We start from the raw sequence: 12,580 nt of genomic DNA, 5'->3' as shown, positions 1-12,580 counted from the left end.
TCTTGTTTTTAGACAAGAAGTTAGCCATTCACTTAGGTTATGATTTGGCCACATTCATGGAGGATGATGCGTGAAAATATTGATCATTGAAGATGACGCAACCACACGTGACTTTGTCGCAAAGGGATTGCAAGAACATGGCTACCAAGTGGATCAGGCAGAAGATGGCCAAAAAGGCTTAATGATGGCATTAAGCTGTGAATACCGACTGATCATTCTTGACAGAATGCTGCCCTACCTTGATGGTATGAAAGTATTGGCCGCCATCAAAGCAACTGAATCACCGACTCCCATCTTAATTCTCAGTGCAATGGATAGCGTTGAAGATCGCGTGAATGGTTTGCAAGCTGGTAGCGATGATTACTTAATCAAGCCTTTTGCACTCGCAGAGTTAATTGCCCGCGTAAACATCATTATCAATCGTTCACAACACAAATCCCCCCTCCAAACCACACTCAATTACGACTGTATTCGAGTGGATTTACGTGCTCATAAAGCCATCTGCAATCAAAAAGAGCTTCAACTTCAACCTAAAGAGTTTCAGTTACTGCAGTATTTTGTCGAGCATCATGAACAGGTCGTTTCAAGAATGCGCCTGTTTGAAGCAATTTGGAGTTACCATTTCGATCCAAAAACCAATGTCATTGATGTTCACGTTGCCAACCTACGCAGGAAGTTAGAAGACGCTGGCTGTAATCAACTTCTACATACCGTCAGGGGGGCTGGTTATGTCCTTCGTCGATGACTATACCCTTTCACGCTCCTCCGTTTTCAAAACGTTATTAACGCTATTTGTCCTCATCGCCGTGGTGAACATCGTCTTTATTCGCCAACTGTTTATTAACTCAGAAGCTTTTCATCGAGAGCATTTATCCAAACAACTCATTGATGAAATTCAAGAATTTAAAAACGCGGCGGCATATAATCCAACGAGCATAGAGCAACTTTTAAAAACCAAACAAACCAATCATTCACTGTTTTCTTATCAACTCATACCAACAAGTACCCCACTCTCTACCCCTCTTTATCCAGCAACACCATTACTTAATGAACGCAATAGTATTAACGTTGGCGAAAAATACCGGCTCGAGATCGAATTGAAAGAGGATCTATTAGAGGCGTATCGCCAATCGGTGATCCCAATGGTGTTAACCGGAATCGTATTGCCGATCGGTGTCATGTTGGTCGTTGCCTTCTTTTTCAGTGTATTGATCTTACAAAAGCTTGAACGTGTTAATCAGGCGATGAACCGGTTCTTGTGTGGTGAGCGAGACGTAAAAATCGCGGTATCAAAGCAAGATGATGAATTCGATATTCTTGCCATTCATTTGAACTTTATGATTGAGCAAATGGCTAAGAATGAACAAACGCTAAAGTCGCTGACGGTCGGATTAGCTCATGACATGCGTACCCCAATGGCAAGGTTAAAGCTACGGCTGGAAGAGCTTCTGAGTGACTCCAAGTTGTCCGATAAACAGTATCAACAGTTTTCTTCTTGTCATGATGAGCTAGAGCTGATTTTATCGCTGTTCAATAGCATGCTCGAGATTGCAAAGTTGAATAGTGGTCAACACACCATTGAAAATGAAACGGTTAACCTAGCAGCTGTCGCGCAAGATGCGCTCGAATTCATTCAACCCTTAGCCGAGCAAAAAAATCAACACGTCTCTTTTCGCCAAGATCAGCCTTGTTTTCTTTCTGGCGACCGCTCTTTGCTTTTTAGAGCCGTATTTAACTTGATAGAAAATGCCGTAAAGTACACACCAGAACATGGTCGTATTGAAGTGATTGCCGATCGTTTTGGTGTGGTGGTCGCTGACAAAGGAATAGGTTTGTCCAATGAAGAGAAGCTGCATGTGTGCAAACCAATGTATCGTGCAGATAAAAGTCGTACAGAGCAAGGGAATGGATTAGGGCTGTCGCTTGTTCAAGCCGTTGTTCAGCGTCATCACGCACAACTTTTGTTTCGCGACAACCATCCAGGGTTAAGAGCAAGGATCTGCCTGACTTAATTAAACAGCCGAAGCAGACACTTCGGCTGTATGAGTACCCGTTATCCAGGTAAAACAATGTGACTCAAATCCTCACTTGTTGGGATAGCCTTCATCGCCATCGCAATAGACTCGGCTTCTGTACCAACAATCACTTGAAGATTATTAGCACCAATTTTCACCACCCCCATGGCACCGATCGACTTCAATACTCCTTCATCAACCACAGATATATCGTTGAGTGTTAAACGCAGTCGAGTAATACAAGAATCGATAGAGCTTAGATTACGATGCCCACCAAGCGCTTTAAGGTATTGCGCCGCTTTCTCATCGGTATTGACTGCGGTCGCAGTACTGGTCTTTTCATCTTCGCGGCCGGGGGTTTTGAGATCAAATTTCAAAATTGCAAAGCGGAACACGAAGTAGTAAATGGCACCAAAACAGAGACCTTGCAGGATCAGCATGTAGGGTTTGTTCGCCAAAGGTAGGTTAAATGACAGTACAAAATCAATCAAACCACCACTAAAGGTGAAACCAGCGATCCACTGCATGCTTGCGGCAATATACAAAGACAATGCAGCTAATATTGCGTGAATAAAATAAAGCACTGGTGCAACAAACATGAACGCAAACTCAATCGGTTCTGTTACCCCAGTAAAGATGGCGGTTAACGCTGAAGCACCAAGAATACCGCCAACTTTCTTTTTATTCTCAGGCTTTGCGCAGTGGTACATAGCTAAACACGCGGCGGGTAATCCATACCCCATAACAGGGAAAAAGCCACCTTGGTAAATGCCTGTTACCCCTAGCTCTCCAGTCCCAGACCAGAACTTAGAAATATCATTAATCCCAACCAAATCAAAAATAAAGACCTGGTTAAGTGCATGATGCAAACCAATCGGGATCAGTAAGCGGTTGAAGAAGCCATACAAACCTGCACCTGTGGCACCAAGCTCTGAAATCGCAATGCCAAAGTCAACTAGAGAACCGTATACCACTGGCCAAATGTAAACCATCACTAGACTAATGGTAATGGCAGCAAAAGAGGTAATAATCGGCACGAATCTGCGTCCACCAAAAAAGCCCAGTGCGGCAGGTAATTTTATGTCATGGAATCGATTGTAAAGTGTTGCCGCCACAATCCCCATCATGATCCCTGTAAACGCACTAACCGCCGCTTTCGAAGCAATAACTTCTGATGACGACATCTGCTCGACAGGAACGCCTGTAATTTGAGACACCACCGCAGTGTTCCCTACGATCATCTCAACAATCAAAAGCCCCAATAACCCAGCTAGGGCTGCGGCACCGTTATTATCTTTTGCTAAGCCATAAGCCACACCGGCAGCAAATAACCACGCCTGGTTGTCCATGATCCCCTTACCACCATAGACAAGGATGGTCGCCAGAGTACTATTAGCGCCCCAGCCAGCTGGGTCAATGGCATAACCAAGCCCCAACATTAAGCCACCAGCAGGCAGCACAGCGATGGGGACCATCAAAGCCTTCCCAACTTTCTGAAAATATCCGAGTATATTCACTGTTGTTCCCTCTATAAAAATCAAGCTTGTGATTTATGCTCAATGAACAAACCATCGTATAAAGAGGTCACCCACAGAGCACAAACTCTGAGGACTGAGAAAACTCAATCCACATAACCGCCAGTGTAAATAGAGAAGGATTAAGACCGCTTTGTGGTTGGATTAAGGATAATTAACCTTTCACAAAACAAAGTGGAGAAGATGAGAAAGTGCCGTGATATTGATCGATAAAAAGCTGTATTGAAATTTTCATTTACAACAAATCAGACAGTTACAACTCTTATTAATAATTCTATTGGAAATGTCAGGTTTTACTACTTTAATTATTACTAATAATTGCTTACCCTGTGCGCTTGCTTATTAATAGAACTATTACTTGGAATAATGGCTAAGAGCAACCTGACAACAAATACAGGCCATCGCTTTATCTCAAAAGCGAAAACAGCCTATAAGATACATATTCATACACCCGACGACACAGTGTTGCACCGGTCGGTGGGATACATACGTATTGGAGAAAAAAAAGGACTGAAAAAAGCGATTAAACTTCGTAACGAATTAGGACTCGAAATGTGGGGGAAATTTTGGCGCCGATTGTTGAAAGATCCCTATCTGATGACACGCCTTCCTCACTCACTGGAACCCAAGATCATCTTCAAACCACGCCCAACCAAAGCCAACCCTGATGCTAAAGATGAATGTTATATTGCATCTTGGCGTAACTACGATGAAAACGGAAAGCTGATTTATCGAAGTGTGGTTTGCTCCATCAGTAAGCATGGTCGCTTAGGGGCTTACACTAAAACTAAAAAAGCGCTACTTGAAGCCAATAAAGATAACTTAGAAATTCTTGAATTCATGGGTCGGTTAGCGAGTATTGACCTGAAGTAGGTCCTACCTACACTCACTAAGCCATATTGCTTTGCTGCAAGATAATGAAAAGCCAGTACAAATGTACTGGCTTTTTATGTTTCATAGAATGACAACAATAATATTGAACGCACATAGAAAAAGCCCCGGCAATGCCGGGGCTTTGAATTTCAACAGTCGTTGTTATCGAAGCAATAATTATTGCTGAACTTGGTATTCAAATTCTGGAACGATAACTTCTACGCGACGGTTTTGTTTACGACCTTCACGGTTGTCGTTAGAAGCGATTGGGTTGTTCTCGCCTTCGCCACGTGCAGTGATACGTGAAGCGTCAACACCTTTAGCAACTAGAGCGTCAGATACAGACTGAGCACGCTTCTCAGAAATCATTTGGTTGTAAGAAGCTGCACCTGAAGTGTCAGTGTAACCTACGATTTCTACGTTAGCTTGTGGGTAAGTGTTTAGGAACTCAACTAGCTCGTCTAGTTTAGAAGCGCTTTCCGCTTTTAGTTCAGTGCTGTTTAGTTCGAAGTTACCAGCGCCAAGACGTTGTGTTTCGAAAGTCTTAGTTACTACAGTTGGTTGTGGTTCTTCAACAACTTCAACTACTGGCTCTTCTTCAACTACTACTGGAGCAACTTCTTCGCTGCCACCGAATTTGTATACAACACCTAGAGTAGCAGAGTTACCCATTGCACGAACGATGTCGTTGTTCGCGTCAGTGATTGTTTGGTATTCAACACGTACAGTTACGTTCTCGTGTGAATCGAATTCAACACCTGCAGCACCTAGGTATGACCAATCGTCAGCGTTACCGTAGTTTACGAACGCACCACCGAACTTACCGTATAGAGAGATATCGTCAGTAAGTGGTAGGTTTACTTTAGGAGCAAGAGTGTAAGCTTCTACTTTCTCGTCGTTTAGACCGTCAGCAGTGAATTTACCTAGGTAATCGTAACCAGCTTCGATAGATAGGAAGTCCCACATTTCGTAACCAACAAACGCACCCAGTGTTGAGTCATCTTTGTCGCAGTTTGCTGTTGCTTCACATGCATCGTCTAGCCAAGCTTTACCAGCTTTAGCACCTACGTATAGTTCAGCACTTGCTGATGCTGATGCAAGAAGAAGTGATGCTGAGATTACCGCTGCTAATTTTTTCATTATTGATTCCTCTGAAATCGGTTTACTGCTTGGTGCAGTTTTAAGTTATCTATAGCTTTGGTGCTCAACTCTACCCCGACACTCAACAACATGGTCGACTGGTGAAAGAACACCTTTGTTTTTATTGCAGTTCCGTTTGTTTTTGCTTCCTGTCCTAGCCGTTACTATTGGTAACAAAGAGTAACTGACGGGGAGAACTATAATGAATTTTTGACAAGATTGAAGGGGTCAAATGTCAATATTTTGTCATCAAATTTCATCAAAAAGTTGAGGCATGGCTCGCAAACCCTTATCCGGTAAAGGTTGGACATAGATCACACCCTCCAATTCAATCGGTGAACTTTTATACAATGGCGTTGTCATTTCTTAAAAATGAGACACAAATACGGCCGTTTTTTCCTGAAAGATCATGATTTTCACGGTTTGAGATACAAAAAAACCGCGGATAAAACCACGGTTTTTCGATAAAAACTGACTTATGCGTTAGCTTCACGCTCAGCAATAAACGCCAAAGCCATTTTGATGCGACTCACGACACGTTCTTTGCCAATTAATTGCATAACCGCGTCTACAGATGGAGATTGGCCACCACCTGTCACAGCAACACGCAATGGCATACCAATTTTTCCCATACCAATTTCAAGTTCTTCACACACTTCTTTAATGACATTGTGAAGATTTTCAGTCGACCAATCCGTTAGTGCTTCAACTTTCGCAAGTGCTAGCTCTAATGGTTGCTTCGCTACGCCACGCAAATGCTTCTTCGCAGCGCCAGCTTCAAACTCAGCAAAGTCTTCGTAGAAGTAGCGAATTTGCTCTGCAAGCTCAATCAATGTATTGCAACGCTCACCAACGAGCTTGATCACTTCTGTAATCGCAGGGCCATTTGTAATATCAAGTTTTTGGTTATCTAAATGCCATTGCAGGTGCTCAGCAACGTATTCTGGCTCAGATGTCTTAATATAGTGGTTATTCAACCAAAGCAACTTATCTGTGTTGAATGCCGATGCGGATTTAGAGATGGCATCTAACGTAAATAGATTAATCATTTCTTCGCGAGAGAAGATTTCTTGGTCACCGTGAGACCAACCTAAACGCACAAGATAGTTGTTCAATGCATTTGGCAGGTAACCTTCATCACGATATTGCATCACAGAAACTGCACCATGACGTTTCGACAGTTTTGCTCCGTCATCACCTAGGATCATTGCACAGTGTGCAAAGGTCGGTACTGGCGCACCTAGCGCTTCGTAGATGTTAATTTGACGAGGAGTGTTATTGATATGATCTTCGCCACGTACAACGTGTGTAATTCCCATATCCCAGTCATCCACAACCACAACGAAGTTGTAAGTTGGTGCACCGTCAGTACGGCGGATAATTAGGTCATCTAACTGATCATTACCAATTTCAATACGGCCACGAATTTGATCTTCAAATACAACGCTACCTGATTTTGGGTTACGGAAACGAACAACAAATGCATCACCCTCTTTTGCAGCTTCATTCGCAGCAACAACTTTAGGATGGTTCGCATCGTAACGAGGCATCTCTTTATTTGCTTCTTGCTCAGCACGAATTTCGTCTAACAGCTCTTTTGACGCATAGCATTTGTAAGCTTTATCTTCAGCAAGTAGCTTATCAATCATCTCGTTATAACGATCAAAACGCTTTGACTGGAAGTATGGGCCTTCATCCCATTCCAATCCCATCCACTGCATCCCTTCAAGGATGGCATCCACCGCTTCCTGAGAGTTACGTTCTAGGTCAGTATCTTCAATACGAAGTACAAATTCGCCGCCTTGGCTTTTTGCGAAAAGCCAAGAGTACAGTGCTGTACGTGCACCACCAACGTGAAGATAGCCAGTAGGGCTAGGAGCAAAACGAGTTTTAACCGTCATGTGTCATTTACCTTATATGAAAGATCAGCCAATTTAATCAGCATGAGCTAAATTTTGGGCGGTATTCTAGCACTGCACTCACTCATACGACAATTCAAGCTAAGGAAAACTTTTGTTCTCAGGGTAAACAAAACGCTCAAATCCACGTTCGGCTTCATAACGAAACTGCGGTTCTGTGGAAAAACCATCGCATTGCCCTTGGTATTTGTTGCCGTTAGCCCCCCAAGCAAACGCTTTGTTGACATCACAAAAGACTTTTCTCCCTCTCAAAAAGCCTTGTTGATAGCGCGCAAAATCCTCAGCACTAATATCATCCACTTTGAGTGCTTCTTTCAAAGCTTCTGGATGCTGCACCATCAACTCCCCTCTTGTGGCACTGCGCTCTCCCCATCGCTCAGGATCAAGATGCATTGTGGTTGCCATACAACCACTGACTAATATAAAAGGTACCAATATCCAACTACGTTGCATTAACCTCTCCTTATAAATAGAAAAAGGCCCCAACATGTGGGGCCTTCGTACTTAAGTCATTACTTGATTGTGAATGGAATCACTAATGTCACTTTCAAGTCGTTCTCGTCTTGGAACGCGTTTGAATAGCCAGTCCAGTTTGGTGTATTCGCATCGTTCACGTAACGCGTGTAGTACATGCCCACATGCGCACCTTTCAACGCACCACCTTGGATAGCGTAGTTGGCAAACACACTACCAGAGTATTCAACCAGCTCATCAAAGCCTTCTGCTTCAGCACCAAAAGCGTAAACACCGTTGATACCTGCGCTAAAGCCAGGAGCACCTAGGTCAGAGAAGTCACGGCTCATTTGACCAAAGAAGCCAATTTCACCATCATGGTTGAAGTCTGAACGGTTGTTCCACCAAATATCGTATGCGCCGTTAGAACCACCGTATTTCTCAGTCAAACGGTAAGCGAAGTTACCTGTGTTACCACGTGTGTCTGAAGAGTCAGCAGAGGTATAAGTACTTTCTAGGCGGAAGTTGTACTGACCAACAGATTTAGATGATAGGAATGCAAGCTGGAATGCCGTGCTATCGTATTGGTCGTTATCATCAATTACGTAAAGTTGTGGCGATAGGTACCAACCATTATCCGTGTTGTGTTTGAGTTTGATGTGCGCATTTTGACGGTCGCCTTTTGTTAGGCCCGCATAAGCGAAATCAAGCGATGTTGCATCAGAGAAGTTGTAACGTGCACCAATAGAGTACGCATCACCAGCATCTTCATTCTGACCGTCACGGAAGCCATAGCTGTCTTGGAACCATGGTGCGCGGTATTCGTCTGCATATACTAGACCAACAGCCAAATCACCGAATGTACCGCCAATTTCACCACCAGTGTAAGTACCTGCTGCATAAGACCAGTTCACGCCCATCGCTGTTGGTACGCTTGGTTGGAAGTAACCTGCTTTAGCTGTGATTGAATCACCGAATTTAAACTTAACTGCCGCCGTTTGGATTGCTGCACCGTTGTCAGTACAACCTGAATCCCATTCACCAGTACAACCACTAGATTGAGTTGGATTCATGTCATATGGATTATCGACACCCCAGAAGTTCATTTCATGGTCAGGAGAAGCGTTATTCCACATATCAAACGTTGAGTAGACGTTTAGATCCAGACCAACCGTGTCTGCAACATAACCAGAATGGAAGCCTAATGATACATATACCGAGCCGTGATCTAAGTTTGGTGTTTTGCCTGTTTGCTCACCTGTCGCCACATCAAAATCCGCACGTGTACGATCACGCATCCAGAAGTTAATCGCACCCGTTACAGTGGATTCTTCAAAAAATGCAGAAGCTGCAGATGAGTATTCTGGCCCTACTGGATCCGCAGCAAATGCTGCCGTACCAAATAGCATAGAAGACACCGCTGCACCTACTAATGAACGTTTGAATACGCTTTTCATATTATTAACCCTTTTCCTTAGGAGAATTATTTGTTTAGCCACCAACTCAACTTAAAGACCAATGAATCGGTGGGCTATTTATGGACAAGGGCATGGTGGCAAACTTTTTTTGGGGCGAAAATTGAATGGCATTTTTTATCTGACCATCCTCAAAGTAAAGAAAGAAAAATAAACATAAATACATTTAAAACAATAGGTTAAATAAAAACACTAAAGATACAAAAACGTCAAAAACATTCCAGCGATAGCTTTTTTCACATAAATAGGTCGATATTGATGACTTGTGTCACGACAGTTTCAGGAACTTTTAGCCAGCTTGACTTTATTGGAGCTTATTTTTTGAATTCTCTCGCATTATTTATAGCTTGCTCAGTACCAGACATAGTCAATTTTGACGTTTTTTCCTTTGTTGAAATACGTCTTGACCTTTCCCTTGAGGTAAGGTTTAAGCTCAGCAACAACTACAGTAATAATGAGGTATTACCATGCAGCATTTTGAGATCCCGTTGTCTGGGTTAAATTGTATGGGATGCGCTCGCAAGGTAGAGAAAGCACTGACTGAAAACAACCAAGTCACAATTCTAGACCTATCCCCCACACACATTGTTTTGGAAACGGAAGAACGCTTTTCCACCATCCACCGCAGTATCAAATTGCTAGGTTATGATGCAGGTACAACGCAACATTATCGTTTGGCAGGATTGAACTGTGGACGTTGTGTTAGCAAACTGCACGATGCTTTATTAGCGCATCCGCTGATTGCTGAAGCCGAGGTAAGTAAGGAGTCGCTCACTCTAACGTCACTGCTCTGTGAACAGCAAATCTTGGATTTGGTCTCAGAAACAGGCTATCAAGCCTTCAGTCCAACAGTAGAACCTGCTATCAAGCATGAAACACCAGAGATTGTGGACGCTACCGCTTCGATTCAACCTGAACAAGTTAGTACTCACCCACCACTTTCTCTGTTAATCCAAGGGATGACGTGTGCCAGCTGCGTTTCTTCCGTAGAGAAAGCATTGCTTTCAGTACCAGGCGTAATGGCGACACAAGTGAATCTCGCTGAACAAAGTGCCACCATCTATCACTCTTCAATTCAAGAATCCTTTGAAAGTGCGCTGTTAGATGCCATTAAACAGGCCGGATATCAGGCAGAGTTCATTGATGACTTAGCGACTCAGCATGAAAAGCAGGCTTTGCAGCAACAAAGAGAACAGAAGCACTTTCAAAAAAGTGCCATCGCTGGCATGGCGATTGGTGCACCACTCATGCTATGGGGCATATTAGGTGGCAATATGATGATCCGAAACTCAAGCGATCAGATTGCTTGGGGCATCGTTGGTATCATCTGTTTCGCGCTGTTAGCCACTGCTGGGAAAAGTTTCTTCGTAAATGCATGGCAAGCCTTTACTCACCGGCGCGCAACCATGGATACATTGGTTGCACTTGGCACAGGTGCCGCTTGGTTATTTTCAATGTTAGTGGTCGTTTACCCAGAGTTGTTCCCATTACCATCTCGCCACGTTTATTTTGAAGCCAGCGCGATGATTGTTGGGCTTATCTCCCTTGGCCACTACATCGAGTCCAAAGCCAAAGCCAAAACCACCCATGCATTAAAAGCATTACTTGATTTACAACCAAAATTCGCAACTCAGTTAACAGAGAATGGCGACATCACCATTCCGGTAGAAGCGATTCAACTGGGTATGAAGCTACGTATCAAGCCCGGAGAACAAATCCCGGTGGATGGAAAAGTGCTAGACGGAGAATCATTCATTGATGAATCCATGTTAACAGGAGAGCCTATTCCACTGTTTAAATCCATTGGAACAAAAGTCTCTACAGGAACATTAAACCAAGATGGTTCACTGGTTATTGAAGCAACCAGTATTGGCAATGACACCATGCTGGCCCGAATTATTCAGATGGTTCGTCAGGCTCAGAGCAGCAAACCCGCCATTGCCAAATTGGCGGATCAAATCTCAGCGGTTTTTGTGCCTGTGGTCGTCATGATCGCTATTTTTTCTGCATTGGTTTGGTTCTTTATTGGGCCGGATCCAAAAGCCAGTTACATGCTTGTGGTTGCGACTACGGTATTAATCATTGCTTGCCCTTGTGCGCTTGGGCTTGCCACACCACTTTCTGTCACAGTTGGTATCGGTAAAGCCGCAGAAATGGGCATATTGATTAAAGACGCAGACGTGCTGCAATCAGCAAGTAAAATAAACACAGTCGTCTTTGATAAAACTGGCACGTTGACGCAAGGAAAACCGGTGGTACAAACGCTCGAAGCTTATACCACAAGCACAGAGCACCTGATTGACCTTCTGTTCAGTATCGAACGTCATTCAGAGCATCCATTAGCCAAAGCTATCTGCCACTATACCGAGCAGCACCACGGAAAAGCGCTCAAAGTCACGCAATTTCAAAACCTTCAAGGGAAAGGCGTCGCTGCCATGGTAGATGATCAACCACTTCAGGTTGCTTCGACAAATTACTTGGCGGCTTCAGGCATTGATATGAGCTCTGCTAACACCATACTTGAACGTGCTAAAGAAAATGCATGGACCACGATCGGGATCTGCCTAAATAACCAGCTACTTGGCACCATTGCATTGGCTGATGCCATCAAAGGTGATGCAAAACAAGCCATCGAACTACTCAAAGCCAATCACATTCAAACCGTGATGCTTACCGGAGACAACCAAACGGTTGCTGATGCGATTGCTCACCAACTTGGTATTGATATGGTCATAGCTCAAGTTCTGCCTGATCAAAAAGCAAAACACATCCAAAAGCTAAAAGATGAAAACCGACGAGTAGCCATGGTCGGAGATGGTATCAACGATGCTCCAGCGCTCGCTCTTGCCGATATCGGCATTGCAATGGGTAGCGGCAGTGATGTCGCAATTGAAAGCGCTCAAATGACCCTATTGAACTCATCTCCAGTTGCCGTAGCAAAATCCATTGAGCTCTCTCGCGCAACCGTGAAAAACATGAAACAAAACTTGTTTGGGGCCTTTGTTTACAACTCACTTGGCATTCCAATTGCGGCAGGGGCTTTATACCCAATACTCGGTATTTTACTGAGTCCAGTTGTTGCGGGAGCTGCGATGGCATTGTCCTCAATCACCGTTGTCAGCAATGCAAACCGATTACGATTATTTAAAACCACTATTGATTCTTAGAGG

The 12,580-nt window shown here is 43.8% G+C and carries 9 protein-coding genes; 4 read left to right on the top strand and 5 right to left on the bottom strand.

Annotated elements, in window-relative coordinates:
- The first annotated feature begins 70 nt into the window (after positions 1-70).
- Both ACQEXU_RS17315 and ACQEXU_RS17310 read left to right on the top strand, forming a co-directional pair.
- Positions 71-745: a response regulator transcription factor gene (locus tag ACQEXU_RS17315; protein ID WP_427011740.1), complete on the top strand. Its 675-nt coding sequence runs from the start codon at positions 71-73 to the stop codon at positions 743-745.
- Positions 729-2,012, top strand: coding sequence for an ATP-binding protein (locus tag ACQEXU_RS17310; RefSeq protein WP_427011739.1), 1,284 nt, complete (start codon positions 729-731; stop codon positions 2,010-2,012). The genes ACQEXU_RS17315 and ACQEXU_RS17310 overlap by 17 nt, the downstream gene beginning before the upstream one ends.
- A gap of 41 nt (positions 2,013-2,053) precedes the next feature.
- On the opposite strand, the gene nagE is transcribed toward ACQEXU_RS17310, so the two are convergent.
- Positions 2,054-3,532, bottom strand: a complete 1,479-nt coding sequence (gene nagE / locus ACQEXU_RS17305) for an N-acetylglucosamine-specific PTS transporter subunit IIBC (RefSeq protein ID WP_427011738.1) — start codon at positions 3,530-3,532, stop codon at positions 2,054-2,056.
- A gap of 384 nt (positions 3,533-3,916) precedes the next feature.
- Here nagE and ACQEXU_RS17300 point away from each other — a divergent pair, with 384 nt between their 5' ends.
- Positions 3,917-4,423, top strand: a complete 507-nt coding sequence (locus tag ACQEXU_RS17300; protein ID WP_367988438.1) for a Fe3+-citrate ABC transporter substrate-binding protein — start codon at positions 3,917-3,919, stop codon at positions 4,421-4,423.
- Between the two features lie 177 nt (positions 4,424-4,600).
- On the opposite strand, the gene ACQEXU_RS17295 is transcribed toward ACQEXU_RS17300, so the two are convergent.
- The 4 genes from ACQEXU_RS17295 to ACQEXU_RS17280 all read right to left on the bottom strand — a co-directional run bounded on the left by ACQEXU_RS17295 (position 4,601) and on the right by ACQEXU_RS17280 (position 9,392).
- The gene (locus tag ACQEXU_RS17295) at positions 4,601-5,563 is read right to left on the bottom strand and encodes an OmpA family protein (protein WP_367988437.1); all 963 of its coding nucleotides are present in this window, start codon (positions 5,561-5,563) and stop codon (positions 4,601-4,603) included.
- A 476-nt stretch (positions 5,564-6,039) separates the two neighbouring features.
- Entirely contained in the window at positions 6,040-7,464 is a 1,425-nt protein-coding gene (gene gltX / locus ACQEXU_RS17290) for a glutamate--tRNA ligase (RefSeq protein ID WP_367988436.1), read from the bottom strand.
- A gap of 99 nt (positions 7,465-7,563) precedes the next feature.
- Positions 7,564-7,935, bottom strand: a complete 372-nt coding sequence (locus tag ACQEXU_RS17285) for a DUF2799 domain-containing protein (RefSeq protein ID WP_427011737.1) — start codon at positions 7,933-7,935, stop codon at positions 7,564-7,566.
- A 59-nt stretch (positions 7,936-7,994) separates the two neighbouring features.
- Complete coding sequence (locus tag ACQEXU_RS17280; protein ID WP_374144799.1) at positions 7,995-9,392, bottom strand: multidrug transporter; 1,398 nt, start codon at positions 9,390-9,392, stop codon at positions 7,995-7,997.
- Positions 9,393-9,877: 485 nt separating this feature from the next.
- Between ACQEXU_RS17280 and ACQEXU_RS17275 the strand changes: the two genes are divergently transcribed.
- Entirely contained in the window at positions 9,878-12,577 is a 2,700-nt protein-coding gene (locus ACQEXU_RS17275) for a copper-translocating P-type ATPase (protein WP_427011736.1), read from the top strand.
- Positions 12,578-12,580: the final 3 nt, after the last annotated feature.

Origin of the sequence: Vibrio sp. TRT 21S02, assembly GCF_050113675.1 — a bacterium.
Taxonomy (GTDB): domain Bacteria; phylum Pseudomonadota; class Gammaproteobacteria; order Enterobacterales; family Vibrionaceae; genus Vibrio.
Note: the sequence above shows the minus strand (reverse complement) of the source record. Positions and strands in the feature narration are given on the sequence as shown.

Excerpts from the sequence above, each read along its gene's own strand:
- ACQEXU_RS17310 (WP_427011739.1), top strand. The coding sequence starts at position 729 with ATGTCCTTCGTCGATGACTATACCCTTTCACGCTCCTCCGTTTTCAAA.
- ACQEXU_RS17300 (WP_367988438.1), top strand. The coding sequence starts at position 3,917 with ATGGCTAAGAGCAACCTGACAACAAATACAGGCCATCGCTTTATCTCA.
- ACQEXU_RS17295 (WP_367988437.1), bottom strand. The coding sequence starts at position 5,563 with ATGAAAAAATTAGCAGCGGTAATCTCAGCATCACTTCTTCTTGCATCA.
- gltX (WP_367988436.1), bottom strand. The coding sequence starts at position 7,464 with ATGACGGTTAAAACTCGTTTTGCTCCTAGCCCTACTGGCTATCTTCAC.
- ACQEXU_RS17285 (WP_427011737.1), bottom strand. The coding sequence starts at position 7,935 with ATGCAACGTAGTTGGATATTGGTACCTTTTATATTAGTCAGTGGTTGT.
- ACQEXU_RS17280 (WP_374144799.1), bottom strand. The coding sequence starts at position 9,392 with ATGAAAAGCGTATTCAAACGTTCATTAGTAGGTGCAGCGGTGTCTTCT.
- ACQEXU_RS17275 (WP_427011736.1), top strand. The coding sequence starts at position 9,878 with ATGCAGCATTTTGAGATCCCGTTGTCTGGGTTAAATTGTATGGGATGC.